The organism is Mycobacterium sp. (genome assembly GCF_039583785.1).
In the GTDB taxonomy this organism is placed as follows: domain Bacteria; phylum Actinomycetota; class Actinomycetes; order Mycobacteriales; family Mycobacteriaceae; genus Mycobacterium.
Genome location: NZ_JAVKSG010000049.1, coordinates 1 through 16,237, shown reverse-complemented (window position 1 = coordinate 16,237; position 16,237 = coordinate 1). Strand labels below are relative to the sequence as shown.

16 protein-coding genes and 2 pseudogenes are annotated in these 16,237 nt (G+C 66.6%); 8 read left to right on the top strand and 10 right to left on the bottom strand.

The window, feature by feature from the left end:
* Positions 1-1,516, bottom strand: a 1,516-nt coding sequence (gene pta, locus ABDV69_RS14790) for a phosphate acetyltransferase (protein ID WP_343575629.1), incomplete at its 3' end; no start/stop codon positions are given.
* Between the two features lie 8 nt (positions 1,517-1,524).
* Entirely contained in the window at positions 1,525-2,535 is a 1,011-nt protein-coding gene (fgd, locus tag ABDV69_RS14785; RefSeq protein ID WP_343575626.1) for a glucose-6-phosphate dehydrogenase (coenzyme-F420), read from the bottom strand.
* A 56-nt stretch (positions 2,536-2,591) separates the two neighbouring features.
* Here fgd and ABDV69_RS14780 point away from each other — a divergent pair, with 56 nt between their 5' ends.
* The 3 genes from ABDV69_RS14780 (at position 2,592) to ABDV69_RS14770 (ending at position 3,965) form a co-directional block, all read left to right on the top strand.
* The gene (locus ABDV69_RS14780) at positions 2,592-3,332 is read left to right on the top strand and encodes an MBL fold metallo-hydrolase (protein ID WP_343575623.1); all 741 of its coding nucleotides are present in this window, start codon (positions 2,592-2,594) and stop codon (positions 3,330-3,332) included.
* Positions 3,333-3,393: 61 nt separating this feature from the next.
* Positions 3,394-3,591 carry an antitoxin Phd gene (locus ABDV69_RS14775; RefSeq protein WP_343575620.1) on the top strand — a complete coding sequence of 66 codons (198 nt, stop codon included), beginning with the start codon at positions 3,394-3,396 and terminating at the stop codon, positions 3,589-3,591.
* The gene (locus ABDV69_RS14770) at positions 3,588-3,965 is read left to right on the top strand and encodes a type II toxin-antitoxin system death-on-curing family toxin (RefSeq protein WP_343575618.1); all 378 of its coding nucleotides are present in this window, start codon (positions 3,588-3,590) and stop codon (positions 3,963-3,965) included. Before ABDV69_RS14775 ends, ABDV69_RS14770 begins: the two co-directional genes overlap by 4 nt.
* Before the next feature lie 246 nt (positions 3,966-4,211).
* Here the strand turns inward: ABDV69_RS14770 and ABDV69_RS14765 are convergent, their stop codons facing one another.
* The 7 genes from ABDV69_RS14765 to ABDV69_RS14735 form a co-directional block, all read right to left on the bottom strand.
* On the bottom strand, positions 4,212-5,567 hold the full coding sequence (locus tag ABDV69_RS14765) for an NtaA/DmoA family FMN-dependent monooxygenase (protein WP_343575615.1): 1,356 nt from the start codon (positions 5,565-5,567) through the stop codon (positions 4,212-4,214).
* On the bottom strand, positions 5,564-6,676 hold the full coding sequence (locus ABDV69_RS14760; protein ID WP_343575613.1) for an LLM class flavin-dependent oxidoreductase: 1,113 nt from the start codon (positions 6,674-6,676) through the stop codon (positions 5,564-5,566). The genes ABDV69_RS14765 and ABDV69_RS14760 overlap by 4 nt, the downstream gene beginning before the upstream one ends.
* Positions 6,673-7,776, bottom strand: coding sequence for an LLM class flavin-dependent oxidoreductase (locus tag ABDV69_RS14755; RefSeq protein ID WP_343575611.1), 1,104 nt, complete (start codon positions 7,774-7,776; stop codon positions 6,673-6,675). The genes ABDV69_RS14760 and ABDV69_RS14755 overlap by 4 nt, the downstream gene beginning before the upstream one ends.
* A 110-nt stretch (positions 7,777-7,886) precedes the next feature.
* Positions 7,887-8,795 (bottom strand): class I SAM-dependent methyltransferase, encoded by a 909-nt coding sequence (locus ABDV69_RS14750; RefSeq protein WP_343575609.1) that lies wholly within the window; start codon positions 8,793-8,795, stop codon positions 7,887-7,889.
* Positions 8,792-9,172, bottom strand: coding sequence for a DUF3054 domain-containing protein (locus ABDV69_RS14745; RefSeq protein ID WP_343575606.1), 381 nt, complete (start codon positions 9,170-9,172; stop codon positions 8,792-8,794). Before ABDV69_RS14745 ends, ABDV69_RS14750 begins: the two co-directional genes overlap by 4 nt.
* 9 nt (positions 9,173-9,181) lie before the next feature.
* A complete protein-coding gene (locus ABDV69_RS14740; protein WP_343575604.1) occupies positions 9,182-10,303 on the bottom strand; it encodes a hypothetical protein in 1,122 nt (373 codons plus the stop codon).
* Between the two features lie 9 nt (positions 10,304-10,312).
* On the bottom strand, positions 10,313-10,756 hold the full coding sequence (locus ABDV69_RS14735; RefSeq protein ID WP_343575602.1) for a hypothetical protein: 444 nt from the start codon (positions 10,754-10,756) through the stop codon (positions 10,313-10,315).
* A 118-nt stretch (positions 10,757-10,874) separates the two neighbouring features.
* Here ABDV69_RS14735 and ABDV69_RS14730 point away from each other — a divergent pair.
* The 4 genes and pseudogenes from ABDV69_RS14730 to ABDV69_RS14715 form a co-directional block, all read left to right on the top strand.
* Positions 10,875-11,192 (top strand): annotated as a pseudogene (locus ABDV69_RS14730) (hypothetical protein); the annotation flags it as partial.
* A 43-nt stretch (positions 11,193-11,235) separates the two neighbouring features.
* A complete protein-coding gene (locus ABDV69_RS14725) occupies positions 11,236-12,420 on the top strand; it encodes an acyl-CoA dehydrogenase family protein (RefSeq protein WP_343575599.1) in 1,185 nt (394 codons plus the stop codon).
* The gene (locus ABDV69_RS14720) at positions 12,417-13,565 is read left to right on the top strand and encodes an acyl-CoA dehydrogenase family protein (RefSeq protein WP_343575596.1); all 1,149 of its coding nucleotides are present in this window, start codon (positions 12,417-12,419) and stop codon (positions 13,563-13,565) included. Before ABDV69_RS14725 ends, ABDV69_RS14720 begins: the two co-directional genes overlap by 4 nt.
* Positions 13,550-14,222 (top strand): annotated as a pseudogene (locus tag ABDV69_RS14715) (SDR family NAD(P)-dependent oxidoreductase); the annotation flags it as partial. The gene ABDV69_RS14720 and the pseudogene ABDV69_RS14715, both read left to right, overlap by 16 nt.
* Here ABDV69_RS14715 and ABDV69_RS14710 read toward each other — a convergent pair.
* The gene (locus ABDV69_RS14710) at positions 14,223-14,558 is read right to left on the bottom strand and encodes a YnfA family protein (protein WP_343575594.1); all 336 of its coding nucleotides are present in this window, start codon (positions 14,556-14,558) and stop codon (positions 14,223-14,225) included. It abuts the pseudogene before it with no gap.
* A gap of 515 nt (positions 14,559-15,073) precedes the next feature.
* Between ABDV69_RS14710 and ABDV69_RS14705 the strand changes: the two genes are divergently transcribed.
* Positions 15,074-16,237 (top strand): hypothetical protein (locus tag ABDV69_RS14705; protein WP_343575591.1); only part of this gene is annotated, 1,164 nt, incomplete at its 3' end.

Below are 16,237 nucleotides of genomic sequence, written 5' to 3'. Positions count from 1 at the left end.
CGGGGGCGGTGCGGATGATCTCAAAAGCCGGGCGAACCGTGTGCGCCGTGGTGTGCGCCGCACCGGACACCATGCCGTCGACATGGCAGTTGTGCACCAGCATCGTGCCGAAGTAGGACACGTCGTGGATGATCTCGCGGGCCTGCTCGAGGGTGACGCCCTTGTTGGCGCGCAACCGCGCGTACTGCTCGGCGAACTGGTCGCACAACTCGCTGGTGCGCGGATCGTAGACCGTCGCGTCGTCCAGGTTGACGCCGAGTTCCGCCGCGCGGGAACGGATCTGATTCTCGTCGCCGAGAATCGTCAGGTCGGCGATGCCGCGCTGCAGCACCCGACCGGCGGACTTGAGGATGCGGTCGTCGTCGCCTTCCGGCAGCACGATGCGCTTGCGGTCCGAGCGGGCCCGCTCGCGCAGTTGATAGGTGAACATCTGCGGCGTGGTCACCTTGGGGATCGGAATCGCCAACTGCGCCAACAGGTCCGCCAGGTCGACGTGGCTCTCGATCAACTGCAGCGCGGTGTCGACCTTGCGTTGCGACGTCGCGGTGACCCGGCCGCGTGCCGACCCGACAGCGGTCGCGGTGTCGAAGGTGCCGAGCGCGGTGGCGATGATCGGCAACCGCAGCCGCAGCCCGGCAACCAGCGCACCCGTCGACCGATGCAACTCGAACCCGCCGTTGAGGATGATGCACGCCAACGACGGAAAGCCTTCGGCGGCATGCGCACTGGCCACCGCGAGCACCACCTCGGAGCGGTCGCCGGGCGTCACCACCACCGCAGCCTCCGCCAACCGCTCCAGCACGTGATCGGCCGTCATACCGGCCACCACCACGCTCATCACCTCGCGGTTCATCAGCGCGGTGTCACCGCTGACCAAGCTGCCATGCACGGCGGCCTGCAGATCGGCGACCGTCGGCGCCACCAGCAGCGGCTCGTCGGGCACGGCATAGGTCTTCGGCGCCAGCGGTCGTAGCGCCTCGGTGATCGCACTCAATTGCGTTGGTTCACAACGGTTGGCGACCACAGCGGCGGTGTGGGCGTGCTGGGCGTCCAGTTCGGTCAGGCACACCTCGGCGGCGTGCACCACCTGGTCGGCGGTGCGGTCCTTGGCCCGGATGGCCAGCACCACCGGGGCTCCGAGGTTGACCGCGATGCGCGCATTGACGCTCAGCTCGGCGGGGCTGGTGACGTCGGTGTAGTCGCTGCCGACGATGACGACGGCGTCGCACTGGTCGGCCATCGCGTGATAGCGCTCGACAATCTCCTCGATGGCGCCGTCGCGCTCGACGTGCAGCTGCTGGTAGTCGACGCCGATGCAGCGCTCGTAGGGCAGGCCGGCGGTGGCATGGGCCAGCAGCAGGTCGACGATGTAGTCGCGATCCTCTCCAAAGCGCGTGATCGGCCGGAACACACCGACTTTGGCCACCGTGGCGGTCAGCCGATGCAAGATCCCCAGCGCGATCGCCGACTTGCCGGTGTCCCCTTCCGGCGCCGCGATATAAATACCGACAGGCACGCTGTGCGTCAGCCCAGCCGTCGCAAACGGGGCTCGAGGTCGGTGCGGAACAGTTCCAGGAAGCGGCGCTGGTCGTGGCCGGGCGCGTGGAACACCAGGTGGTTGAGGCCCCAATCGACGTAGTCCTTGACCTTCGCCACTGCCTCGTCGGGATCCGACGCCACGATCCAGCGCTTGGCGACCTGCTGGATCGGCAACGCGTCGGCGGCCTTCTCCATCTCGATCGGGTCGTGAATGCCGGTCTTCTGCTCGGCGGTCAGCGACAGCGGCGCCCAGAAGCGGGTGTTCTCCAACGCCACCTCCGGGTCGGTGTCGTAGGAGATCTTGATCTCGATCATCCGGTCGACGTCGTCTGGGTTCTTGCCCGCAGCCTCGGCGCCCTCGCGCATGGCGGGAATCAGCTTGTCCTTGTACAACTCTTCGCCCTTGCCGGAGGTGCAGATGAAGCCGTCACCGGCGCGGCCCGCGTACTTGGCCACCTGCGGCCCACCCGCGGCGATGTAGATCGGGACGCCGCCTTCGGGCACGTCGTAGATCGAGGCGCCCTTGGTCTTGTAGTACTCGCCGTCGAAGTCGACGCGGTCGCCCAGCCACAGCTCGCGCATCAGCCGCACCGACTCACGCAGCCGCGCGTAGCGCTCCTTGAATTCGGGCCACTGTCCCTCATACCCGGTGGCGATCTCGTTGAGCGACTCGCCCGTCCCGACGCCCAGGAAGATCCGGTCCGGGTACAGACACGCCATGGTGGCGAACGCCTGCGCGATGACGGCCGGGTTGTAGCGGAAGGTCGGGGTGAGCACCGACGTGCCGAGCTGCAGTCGCTTGGTGCGCTCACCGACCGCGGTCATCCACGCCAGCGAGAACGGCGCGTGCCCGCCCTCGTGGCGCCATGGCTGGAAGTGGTCGCTGACCGTCGCGCTGTCCATGCCGTGCTCTTCGGCGGCGACCGCCAGCTCGACGAGTTCCCGCGGGGCGAACTGTTCCGCCGACGCCTTGTATCCGAGTTTGAGTTCAGCCACGCTGTCGTTTCTACTCCCTGTCGTCGGCGAGCGACCCGCTGCCTAGACTCTGGGACATGGCACCGGTGCTCACCACCGTCACCGAACACGTGCACCTCGCCCGGGGCGGGGCGGTCAACTGGACGCTGGTCACCGACGAACGTGGCGTGATGCTCATCGACGCCGGTTATCCAGGCGACCGTGCCGATGTGCTGGCCTCGCTGAGCCAGCTCGGATACCAGCCCGGCGACGTGCGCGCGATCCTGCTGACGCACGCCCACATCGACCACTTGGGCTCGGCGATCTGGTTCGCCAAGGCCCACGGCACGCCGGTCTACTGCCACGCCGACGAAGTCGGCCACGCCAAACGGGAGTATCTGGAACAGGCGTCGCCGATCGACGTCGCGATGAACCTCTGGCGGCCCCGATGGGCGCGGTGGACGGCACACCTGGTGCGCGACGGTGGGCTGAGCCGCGAGGGCATCCCGACCACGCGGCCGCTGACCGCCGACGTCGCCGCCGCGTTGCCCGGTAACCCGATGGCCATCCCCACGCCGGGTCACACCGGCGGACACTGCTCCTACCTGGTCGACGGCGTGCTGATCAGCGGTGACGCGCTGGTGACCGGGCATCCCCTGCTGACGACCAGTGGCCCGCAGCTACTGCCCGAGTTGTTCAGCCACGACCAGGACGGCTGCATCCGTAGCCTGGCCGCGCTCGCATTGCTCGACACCGAGATTCTGCTGCCCGGCCACGGCGATCTGTGGCGCGGCCCGATCCGCGAAGCCGCCCAGCAGGCGACCGCGTTGGCGCGGTGACGCATCGACCGCAGCAGTCCGGTACCATTGGGGTACCGGACGGAAAAATGAGGTGTGCACAGTGCCTGCGCTGAATATCCAATTCACCGACGATGAGCTGTCACGCGTCCGCACAGCGGCTAGTCGCAACGGTCAATCGCTCAAGCCGTTCGCGCACGACGCGATTCTGGCCGCAGCCGACAGCCGCGCCGCCCGCGTCACCGAGGCGTTTGAGTACGTGACAGCTCGGTCGGCTGAGCTGAACCACCGCCTGGCGTGACCTTCTACCTTGAACGCGACGACATTGTCGCCGGCGGAACCATCGCATGCGGATTTTCACTCGTCGTCGGTGACGAGGGGCTGCTCCAATCGGCGATCTCTCGGCCGCAGACAAGCGTCTTCGGCGACGACGCATATCCGACGCTCTGGGACAAGGCGGCCGCACTACTGCATTCACTGGCACGCAATCACGCTTTTGTGGACGGCAACAAACGAACCGCGTGGGCATCGGCTTGGGCGTTCCTTCGACTCAACGGCATCGACTTGCCCGATATGTACGACGTTGACTATGCCGAGCAATTGGTGCTAACGGCGGCTGTGGGTGAAATCGACTGGCCCAAGATTGCAGATGGGCTGCGCACCCTGGCAGCGTAGCCGATCAATCAACTGAACCTCTAACCACATTGGCCACATGCGCACCTGAGTCGGGGACACCTGCTTTTTCAGAAACATGACCGCATGCGATATCACCAGTCGAACAGGCCGCCGATGGGCGGCCGGTCCACCAGCTTCTGCACACGGGTCCACCAGCAGGTGATATCGCATACGTCGTCAAAACAGAAAGTCACTACATGCCAGCTTGTTGAGAGTCCTGAGGCTGGTGTGACGTCTTGTTCGAATTCATGGCCGGCTAAGTCCTGCTGCGAGCCCGAGATGCTCGCGCAGCGTGCTGCCGCTGTATTCGGTACGGAACCCTGAACGTTCCTGCAGCAGCGGCACGACCTGATCGACGAATTCGTCCAGACCGTGCGGGGTCAGGTGCGGCACGAAGATGAACCCGTCGCAGGCGTCGGCCTGGATATAGCGGTCGATCTCCGCGGCGACGTGCTCGGCGGTGCCGACGAACTGCTCCCGGCTGCTGACTGCGATGATCAGCTCGCGGATCGAAAGGTGCTGCGCCTCAGCGCGTTCACGGTAACGGCGGGCCAGCTCGATCGGGTCGCCGTGCCGGACCCGGCCCTGGGAGATGCCGGTGTCGCCGGTCGGATCGTCCGCGGGCAGCGGGCCGTCGGGGTCGTAGTCGGAAAGGTCACGCCCCCAGACCTGTTCGAGCATCGCGATCGCCGTCGGGCCGCTGACCTGTTGGCGCCGGATGTGATACGCCTTGTCGTCAGCCTCTTCGGCGGTGTCGCCGAGCACAAACGTGGCGGCCGGGAAAACCTTGAGCTCGTGGGGATTTCGCCCGAAGGACGCCGCGCGAGCTTTCACGTCGGCGTAATAGCGCTGGCCGTCTTCCAATGATCCATGCAGGGTGAACAGCGCGTCGGCGTAGTGCGCGCCGAAGTTGCGGCCGTCGTCGGAGTCGCCGGCCTGCAACAGAATCGGATGCCCCTGCGGCCCGGCGGGCAGCGTCGCAACGCCGTGCACATCGAACTGCGGGCCGTGATGGTCGACCACGGCCACCCGGTCGGGATGAAGATACGTTCCCGCATCGACATCGGCCAGCACGGCATCTGATGCCCAGCTGTCCCAGAATTTGCGTGCCACGTCGAGGAACTCCTCGGCCCGCCGGTAGCGGTCGGCATGATCGAGGAACCCTCCGCGCCGGAAGTTCGCACCGGTGAACGCGTCCGACGAGGTGACGATGTTCCAGCCCGCCCGGCCGTCGGACAGCTGGTCCAACGTGGCGAATTGCCGTGCCACCTCGAAAGGCTCGTTGAAGGTGGTGTTGATGGTTCCGGTCAACCCCAGCCGGTCGGTGACCGCGGCCAACGCCGCCAACACGGTGAGCGTGTCCGGCCGGCCCACCACGTCGAGGTCGTAGATCCGGCCGCGATGCTCACGCAGTCGCAGACCCTCGGCGAGGAAGAAGAAGTCGAACAAGCCGCGTTCGGCGGTGCGGGCCAGGTGCGCGAACGAATCGAAATCGATCTGGCTGCCCGACTCCGGATCGGTCCACACCGTGGTGTTGTTGACGCCCGGAAAATGGGCGGCCAGATGAATAGGCTTGCGGTGCTTACCCTCCCGGAAACTCATGTTCCCCACCGTTGGGCCAGCAGCTCATGTGACCGCAGCCGAGCCTGGTGGTCGTGAGTCACCGACGTGATGACGATCTCGTCGGCACCGCTGAGTCGTTGCAGCGCGGACAGTCGCTCCGCGACCTCGTCGGCGCTGCCGACGAATTGGGTCTCGAGCCGGTCCTTGACCACCGGCAGCTGCTGGTCGGTCAGCGGCCGGTGGTCCTCCGGGGCCGGGTAGGGCACCGCACCCACCCCGGTCCGGATCGAGTAGACCCACTGCGCATAGCCGCTCGCGAGTTCGTGCGCGGTGGCGCTGTCGTCGGCCACCACGACATCAGCGGACACCACAACGTAGGGCTCTTGCAGTGTGGCCGAGGCAACGAAGGTGTCCCGGTAGGCCTCGACGGCTTCCAGCGCGGTCGCCGGGGTGATGTGATAGCTGGCCACGAACGGCAGACCGTGCGCGCCGGCCAACCGGGCGCTCTGCCCCCGGGTGCTGCCAAAGATCCACGGCGCCAACCCGGATCCCTCCCCCGGCACGGCGTGCACGTCGAAACCGCCGGCCTGGTAGCTGCCGTCGAGCATCGCGAGGATGTCGCCGAGTTGATCGGCGAAGTCGGGCGCCACCGCCTGCGGCTGCTGCAGGACCTCCATCGTCGCCATGACACGCTCGGTATCGAGCAGACCCTTGAGGTCGAACGGCAGCGGGATCACCACACCGTCGACTTCGCGCCACTGCCGAGGTGGACGATTCTTCGCCGACGGCTGCTTCGGCTTGAACCCGGTGTCGCGCCGCTGCCCGCGGCCGAGGCCGAGGTCGATACGGCCCGGATAGAAAGCGTCAAGCATGCCGAAGCTCTCCACCACCGCGGCGGCCGTGCTGTGGCCGAGCTGGACCGCGGCCGACCCAACGTGAATTGTGTTGGTAGCGGCAGCGATCTGCCCGATCAGCACGGCGGGTGCGGAGCTTGCCACGCCGACGAAGTGGTGTTCGGCGATCCAGAACCGGCGATAGCCCCACTGCTCGGCGCGTTGGGCGAGATCGATCGTGTTGTGCAGCGCCGTCGCGGCATCGCTGCCGGCGCTGATCGGCGACAGGTCCAGGATCGACAGCGGGACCGTCACTGGCGCACCTTCCTGTACCTGTTGGGTGCGACGGGCAGGCCGAGTCGTTGACGCAGCGTCTCGCCGTCGCGGTAGGACGTCCGAAACCGGTTGGCCCGCTGCAGCAGTGGCACCACCTCGTCGACGATCACCGGGAGGTCGGTGGCGTTGACGGCCGGCCGCAACCGCACACCGTCGATGCCTCGCTGCTGCCAGCCCAGCAACAGGTCGACCACATCAGCTGGGCTGCCGTCGAAGATCAATGCGTCAGAACCGAATTCGGTGTCACCACCGAAGGTGACCACCAGGTCGGCATAGACTTTCAGATGTTGCCCGCCGGCCACCTTGACCTCGTCGAGGATCGAATCCAGCGACACATCGTCGGTGGGCGTAATGAAGACGAGATCGGCACTGGTGGAGGCGAATTCGTAGATCCTCGGACCGTGCGCCAGTGCTGCCACCACCGGCTGCCCCTGCGGCGGTCGTGGGGTGATCGACGGGCCCTTCACCGAAAAGTATTTCCCATGGAAGTCGATGTAGTGCAGCTTGTCCCGGTCGACGTAGCGCGCGGTCTCGGTGTCGCGGATGACCGCGTCGTCCTCCCAGCTGTCCCACAGCCTGCGCACCACCTCGACGGCGTCGGCAGCCTCGTCGAACAATTCGCCGCCATCGGCGGACGCTTCGCGCCGCCCGAACAGCGCGGCCTCGTGCGCCGTCGAACTGACCCGCGGCTGCCAGCCGGCCCGACCGTGCGACACGTGATCCAGGGTAGCGATGGCTTTGGAGATGTGAAACGGCTCGGTGTGGGTGACGGTGGCCACCGGAATCAGTCCGATGTGCTCGGTGACCGGGGCGATGCGCGCGGCGACGAGTACGGCGTCACCGCGACCGGCCAGCCGCCGCGGGCTGATGGCTTCACCGCGTCCCGGTTGGGGCGTCAGCGTGTCGTCGATGGTCAGGAAATCCAGTAGACCACGCTCCGCGGTCGCAGCCAATCCGGCCCAATACCGGCCGCTGACAACCGATTCCGTGGCGGGCTGGGCCGCCAGCGTAGCTCGCCACGCCTGACGGTGCCAACCGTAGCCGTCTAGCGCAACGCCCAGCTGCAACTGATCAGTCACGACAGATCCTTCTCCGCGAGGCGCGGGTAACCCGTCGACTCGTACAGCGCTTCGGCCTCTTACTGGCGGTGGCCCGTCGTCGGATAGACCCGCCGGGCCGCAAACCGACACTAGCTGCCCAAAACTGCGCAAACATAGTGGCCTGCCACCGGCGCGCCGTTCAGATTCTGACGACGCAAACCCGGCAACCCAGTGAGGGTAAACAGCTTGTGCAGATCGGTCACCACGGTTCGCCAGCCCAGCGCCGCCAACGAGTCGGCGGGATCACTGTGCTGTTCAGGATAGGTGAGCTCAGCCATGTTGCCGCTGTATCCGAACTGTCGCCAGCGGTCCGCCAGCGCTTGCTCCTGATCCAGGAAGGGCGTCGGCCGCTCCGGAAAGTAGTCCGCCGCCGCGCGGCTTCCCGGCGCGCTGAGCGCGGTGACATCACCCAGCAACCGGTCTTGGACGGCGGGCGGAAGGAACCCGATGAACAGACCTTCGGCGATCCAGACGGTCGGCTGGTCGGCGTCGAAGCCGATCCGCTGCAGAGCCTCCGGCCAGTCCCGTCGAAGGTCGATACCCACCGCCCGCCGGTTGGCGGTGGGCGTGGCGTCCAGCCCGCGCATCGTCTGAGTCTTGAAGTCGATCACCTCGGGCTGATCGACTTCGTACACGGTGGCGCCGCCCGGCCACCACAGCCGATACGGCCGGGCGTCCAACCCCGACGCGAGGATGACGACTTGCCGGATTCCGGCCCGGCATGCGTCGGTGAGGAAGTTGTCGAAGAACCGGGTTCGCACCGCCAAAAGATCTGTCAGCAAGGCCAATCCGTTGCTGTCGCCGACGTCGCTGAGCGCCAATTCCCCGTTGGCCACTTTGGTGAAGAAGTCCAGCCCGACGGCGTGCACCAACGACTCGGCGAACGGGTCGTCGATCAAACCCGCCCGGTGCGCCAATGCCCGCGCGGTCGCCACCAGGGTGGCGGTGGTTCCGACACCGGTGTCCGGACCCCAGGTGTCGTCGTCGGTGCGCGTCACGGTGACGCCGAGCCGGCAGCACGGCGCCGGGGCTGGGCGATCGCCCGCCAGCCGAGTAGCAGCAGCGCGAGGACTGTCGATGCGACCACCACGAAACCGCCGGCCACGCCGGCGCCGCCGACTTTACGCAGCAGCATCCCGACGGCGACCGTGCACAGCCAGACCACCACCCCGGTGGGATACACCGCCGCCGGGCGGCGCCAAGCCTGCGACGCCAGCCATCCGACCGCGGTCCCGCTCAGAAAGGGCCAGGCGGTGGTCGCGACGCCCGCGACGTTCAGACCCTCATCGTGGCTGCGCCGCCCGACGGCGCAGAACACCAGAACACAGGCCACATCGATGCCCAGCCACACCGGAGCGCGGCGCCGACGATTCATGCGGTGAGGCTACCGCTCCGGCAGACCATTCGGCGCCATCATGGCCGGGGGCCGACGCGGGGCGATCGGCGTCGACGGCCAGCGCCGCGGCCCCGTCCACAGCGCAGGGGGCGCGTCGAGCTCACGGGCGAGCAGCAGGGCGATGGCGTCGTAGTTGGCCCGCCAGGTGTGGAAATCCCGCCACGCGACTTCCTCTGACTGCTCGATCGGATAGTCGGCCTCACGCAGCATCGCGACGGCGGCGCGAAAGTCGTCGTAGGACAACGAGATCGGCGTGTCGGATTGTGGTTCTTCGAGGACGGGCAATCGCATCGTCCGGGCGATCTGGCCGAACGCAACGAATCCGATCCGCAGCACCAGTCGCGCAGCGAGTTTGGGTTCGCGCGACGGAGCCAGGGCTAAATGCAGCGCGGCGGCGTCCATCACCGCGATCAGCGACGTCAGCCAGTGTGACCACGGCCGAGATGAACGGAATCGGACCAGCGTCAGGTAGGTGGTGTGGGATTCGGCCACCTCGGCGGCCCATCGTTCCCAGGAGAAGAACAGCGTCTCGAGCACCGGGCCGATCTTGCCGTCCTGAATCTCCCACCGGCTCCAGGCCAGAATCTCCGGGCCCCACACCGGCACGCCGGCACGCGAACCGAGCAGGCTGACTTCGATTTCTCGCTTGTTGAACGCCGCATACAGGGCGGGCAGATATCCGACCTGCAGTCCGATGACGACCAACCCGGTGAACGCCGCCAGGTACTCGATGGTGGTGCTGTCACCGGTGGCGGGGACTGCGTACCCGAGGGTGAACATCGACGAGCCGGCCTCGGAAAAGGCCCGTCCGAGATGACCTTTCAGACTCGGTAACAGCAGCAGCGCGAAGCCAACGATGAGCAGGCCCAGCCAGAAAGCCAGCCGGACGAGCAACGACAGCGGCCCCTGCCACGACAGGATCCGATCCCTGCGGTCGAAGGTTCGCACCGGCTTGGTCAGCGCCACGAAGAAGACGTCGAGGACCCGTTCGACGAACCGTGAGGCCGGAGAGTTGACCGCCCGGGGAACCACCAGGGTGCCCACGACGCTCATCAACGTCGCTATCACCACCATCAGCCCGACCGCGAAGCTGATCCACGCACCTACCATAGGGAGCATTCAAATCGACCGGCCCGCGCCCGGACCGACCACAGCGGCGGCTCGGGCCAGGTCTGCGATCTCTGACCGCAATTGGCCGGGATTATCCAGCCGCTCAAGGAACCCGACACTCGTGTAGGCGATTCCGCGCAGATTATCTACCCGGATATCCGAGCCGTAGCGGTCGATTGCGGTGCACACCGCGGTGTCGGTATCGGCATTCGCAGCCACGATCGACAGGCTGGCCCGCGGATCGCCAGCAAGATTGCGGCCATACTCGGCCAGGTTCGACACACACCCGTTCAGCAACCCGTCGGCCACGAACGACGCCCACGGGTCACCGTCGACAGTCAACGTCGCCAACGTGGCGGTATTCGTCGACGCCGCGATCGTGGCAGCCGGCCGCTGCAGCGGGGGAGGCGTCGACGGCGCATCGCCGAGGTCACCATGGTCGCGGGGCGTCACAACCCGCGACGCTACCGCGTCGGCGTGGTCCTGAAAAAGGGGATGCAGATGCTCCGCTGATGCCAACGTCGGCGATGCGACCTCCTGGCGATCGCCGATGCTGAGCGGCGTCGCCGGACATCCCCGGGCGACCGTCGCCGCATTGGCAGAAGGCTTTCAAACCAGTTCCTGGCGTGTGAGCGCTAAACAGCCTGCGGCTCAGTTTAATTGGATTTCAGTCGATCTGCCGCTTGTCATCGTCAAAAGGATCGCACCCAAGGGGCCGCGGTCGCCGCGGCTTTACCGGGTGCCGCCCATGCCGGGGGCCAAGGCGAGGGATGATGTGCCGATGCCCACAGGGCGGGGTCTGTTCTTCGAACACGTGTTTCCCACGTTGTGGCGGTTCCGGCCGGTGAGGCGGTTTCGCAGCGTTTACGCGCTGCTCGAATTCGGCTGAACCGGCGGCCGCTTCGGCGACCGCGGCTGACTAGGGTGAAGCGATGAGCACCGGCACACTTCCCGACTTCGACCCGCAGGATCCGCTCGGCCTGGACGGCTCACTGTCCGACGACGAGATCGCGGTCCGTGACACCGTTCGGCAGTTCTGCGCCGAGCACGTCCTCCCGCACGTCGCGGAGTGGTTCGAAATCGGCGATCTGCCGGTCCGCCAACTGGCCAAACACTTCGGCCAGCTCGGCCTGCTGGGCATGCACCTGGAGGGCTACGGCTGCGGCGGGGCGTCGGCCGTGCACTACGGGCTGGCCTGTACCGAGCTGGAAGCCGCCGACTCCGGCATCCGGTCGATGGTGTCGGTGCAGGGTTCGCTGGCCATGTTCGCGATCTGGAAGTTCGGCTCCGAAGAGCAGAAGCAGCAGTGGCTGCCCGGCATGGCCGCGGGCGAACTGCTCGGCTGCTTCGGGCTGACCGAACCCGACGCCGGATCCGACCCTGCCGCGATGACCACCCGGGCGCGACGTGACGGGTCGGACTGGGTGCTCAACGGTCGCAAGATGTGGATCACCAACGGCTCGGTGGCCGACGTCGCCGTCGTCTGGGCCGTGACCGATGACGGCGTGCGTGGCTTCGTCGTCCCCACCGGCACCCCCGGATTCTCGGCGAACACCATCCACCACAAGCTGTCGCTGCGGGCCTCGATCACCAGCGAGCTGGTGCTCGACGACGTTCGGCTGCCCGACGATGCGCTACTGCCCGACGTGAGAGGGCTCAAGGGACCGCTGTCGTGCCTCTCGGAAGCGCGGTACGGCATCATCTGGGGCTCGATGGGCGCCGCGCGCTCCGCGTGGCAGGCAGCGCTGGACTACGCCGGCGAACGCACTCAATTCGGCCGACCGATCGCCGGTTTCCAGTTGACCCAGGCCAAACTCGTCGACATGGCCGTCGAATTGCACAAGGGCCTGTTGCTCGCACTGCAGCTGGGACGGCTCAAAGACACCACCGGGTTGCGCCCCGAGCAGGTCAGTTTCGGCAAGCTCAACAACACCCGCGAGGCGATCGAGATCTGCCGCACGGCGCGAACCATCCTGGGCGGCAACGGGATATCGCTGGAGTATCCGGTGATCCGGCACATGGTCAACCTGGAATCGGTGCTCACCTATGAGGGCACCCCGGAGATGCATCAGCTGATCCTGGGCCAGGCCTTCACCGGTTTGGATGCCTTCCGGTGAGCGCGCGGTTGCAGTACACGCCCGAGCATCATCAGTTCCGAACATTGGTCCATGATTTCGTGCAGCAGACCGTGGTCCCGGCCCACGAGGGCTGGGAGAAGGCCGGCTGCGTGGACCGATCGTTGTTCACCGACGCCGGCAAGCTCGGGCTGCTGGCCTTTTCGGTCCCCGAGGAGTTCGGCGGGGCGGGCGTCGAGGACTTTCGGTACAACGCGATCGTCGTCGACGAGTTTCAGCGGGCCGGGGCGGCGGCCGAGGCCATCGCCGTGTCGCTGCAGAACGACATCGTGCTGCCCTATCTCACCGACCTGACGACGGCAGAGCAGAAGCAGCGCTGGTTGCCCGGCGTCGTCACCGGAGAGACCGTGATCGGCATTGCGATGACCGAACCGGGCGCCGGTAGCGACCTGGCCGGGATCCGCACCACCGCTGTCCGCGACGGCGACCATTACGTGGTCAACGGCGCGAAAACGTTTATCTCCAACGGGCAGACCGGGGATCTGTTCGTCGTCGCGGCGCGCACCGGGCCGGACCGGCACAAGGGCTTGTCGCTGCTCGTGGTCGACCCGGACACGCCGGGTTTCAGCCGCGGCCGGAACCTGGAGAAGATTGGCCTGCACGCCCAGGACACCAGTGAGCTGAGCTTCACCGACATGCGGGTGCCCGTCGGTAATCTGCTCGGCGAGGAAGGCCGGGGCTTTTATCAGCTGATGAACAACCTTCCGCAGGAACGACTTTCGCTGGCGGTTGGTGCGGTGGCCGCCGCCGAGGGCGTCTTGGCCGAAACGCTCGATTACGTCAAGCAGCGCAAGGCGTTTGGCTCCCCGATATCAGGGCTGCAGAACACCCAGTTCGTCATGGCTGAGCTGTCGACGGAAATCGACGTCGCGCGTACCTATCTCGACGACTGCATCGCCGAACATCTGGTGGGTGAACTGACGGCGGCGCGAGCGGCTCGGCTGAAGTGGTGGACCACGGAGCTCCAGGTGCACACCGCCGACCGCTGCCTGCAACTACACGGTGGATACGGATACATGCGGGAATATCCGGTCTCGCGAGCTTTTGTCGATGCCCGCATTCAGACGATCTACGGCGGGACCACCGAGATCATGAAGACGATTGTCGCCAAGGATCTCGGGATCTGAAGAGAGACCCCGCTGTCGCCGGCATCAGCAGCCTCGGGCAGGTGAGCGGTCATCCCCTCGACGTCACCGACAAGGAATCGTTCGCGGCCTTCCTGGACAAGGCTCGCGCGGACGGCGGCGGGCACATCGACGTGCTGATCAACAACGCCGGCGTCATGCCGGTGGGCCCGTTTCCGGAGCAGTCGGCGCAGGCGATCCGCTCGTCGATCGAGGTGAATCTCTACGGTGTGCTGACCGGTTGTCAGTTGGTACTGCCGGAGATGGTGAAACGTCGTGCGGGCCACATCGTCAACATCGCGTCGCTGGCGGGCATGGTGGCCGTGCCGGGCCATGTCGTCTACGCTGCAACCAAATTCGGCGTCGTCGGACTGTCCAGCGCCATGGCCGACGAATTTGCCCCGCAGGGCGTGCAGGTCACCGCGGTGCTATCTACCTTCACCAACACCGAACTGATTTCCGGCACGTCGCCGTCCTCAGCGCAGCAGCCGGTCGAGCCGGCGGAGATCACCGCGGCCATCGTCAAAGTGCTCGGCAAGCCCAAATCCCGTGTCTCAGTGCGGCAACGACACGGTGTTCCTCAACTTCGACAACAGCGCGCGCCGCAGCTACCAAGACCGCGCGCAGCACGCGACCGGGGTCATCGAGCACAAGGAGTGATCAGCGCCCACGCGGCGCGTACATGATCACGCCGACGCCGGCCAGACAGACCGCTGCGCCGATAACGTCCCACCGGTCTGGCCGAAATCCGTCCAGAGCCATGCCCCATGCCAGGGAACCGGCCACGAACACGCCGCCGTAGGCGGCCAGCACCCGACCGAACTGCGCATCAGGCTGGAAGGTCGCGACGAAACCGTAAGCGCCCAAGGCGATTACACCCAGCCCGGCCCAGACCCAACCCCGATGCTCGCGGATGCCCTGCCACACCAGCCACGCACCGCCGATCTCCAGCAGCGCGGCCAACCCGAACAGCAGCATCGACTTGGCGACGGTCATGTCTGCGCAACCAACCGCCGTAGTAAGCCGCAACTAACCTGAGTCATGGGCTGCATTCCGCGCAGGCGCGGTTGAGCGCGTGGGTTTCTCGCGACCGCTGTATGGCTCACACATAACGGTCCGTGCGGCGTCGTGTTGCAATTGCGGATCGCTTCTCACAGAGTTGCCGGTAAGCCTCGCGTGCGTCGGCGCGAAGTTTTCGTCGTCCAGATACTATGCGACGAGTCGGCAGCCCGCGAATCTGCCGTATCTCGTCGAGGTTCACTCGCACAGCGCCCGGGTCGCTGAGTCGCGGTCCGAACACCCCTGCTCGACCCGATGGTCGGGCTTGTCGGGCCGCTCGGCGGATTGTTCACCAGCTGATCGCAAGGCCGATGCCCCGGTCACCGTTGCGCTACCTAGTAGGGTCGAAATACCAGAGCCGCCGAGCGGCCCGCGCGCGTTGCCGCGACAGTCGAAAGGTTACGCCAGAGGTGTCTGGGTGGCGGGTGACCGCCAACTGCTTTGGAGGAGTTGTGGACCTCGTACTCGGGATGTCGATGGCGCCGTCGACCGTCCGCATGGTGCTGGTCGAAGGCGAAAAAGGCAACGGCGCGACCGTGGATCGGGACGGTTTCCCGGTCAACGCCGCCTCAGCAGCCGGCAGTACCGCAACGCTGAGTGCCTCCGACCAGGTGATGTCAGCGATCCTGGGCACCCGGGAAGGCGCCACGCAGGGCGGGTACCGACTGGCGTCGACCGGTGTGGCCTATACGGATCCGGTCAGTGCAGGTGCCTTACGCGATGCCTTAGCCGCCCACCAGGTACAAAACGTCATGCTGGTCTCGGCATTTCTGTCCGCGGCAGCGCTGGCCCATGCTCACGGCACTACCGTCGGCTACGCCCACACCGGGCTGCTTTTCATCGAGCCAGACTCTGCGACGCTGGCGGTCATCGATTCTGCGGACGGGTCAATCGCCGATGTCCGCCAGGCCAACTTGCCGGATGATGATGTGGCCGCCGTCGCCGAGCTCTGTGCGATGGCGGCCGGTGCGGACGGCTTGGATCCGCATCCGCAGGGCCTGTTCGTCGTGGGTTCGAGCGGCGTCGACGTCGAGGTGATCAAAGCGGAGCTTGACGCCGCGACCCCGCTCAACGTCAGTGCGCCCACCGAGCCCGAATCGGCGCTGGCTCGCGGCGCGGCGTTAGCGTCCGCGCATGCGCCACTCGGCGACTGGTCGACGTCCGCCCTGGCGTATGCGCAAGACCCGGAAAGCCGAGCAGTGCGCCCGGGGGGGGTGGTTGCCGGAGGCGTGGCATCCGGCGTCCCGTTCGACCACGACGGCGGGGCCGACCTGCAACTCGCTTACAGTGCCGAGCCGGACGAGCCCGCTTTGTATACCGCGATCGGAGACGCAGGCACGTTCGCCGCCGACACGGGGCTGTCGGAGGTCCTCGCTGTCGAGGAAACTGAAAACGGTCGCCGGCCGTTTCTCGTCGCCCTCGGAGTGCTGATGATCTTCGTTATCGGTGTCGCGGCGCTGACACTTTCGCTGGCGCTCGACATCCGTCCAACGGTCGATACCCGGCCCAACATCGGCAGAAGTGTCGTGGCTCCACCTAAATCGGTGCCACCCCCGGCTGCCCCGCCGCCCGCTCCGGCCGCCCCGCCGCCCGCTCCGGCCGCCCCGCCGCGCGCG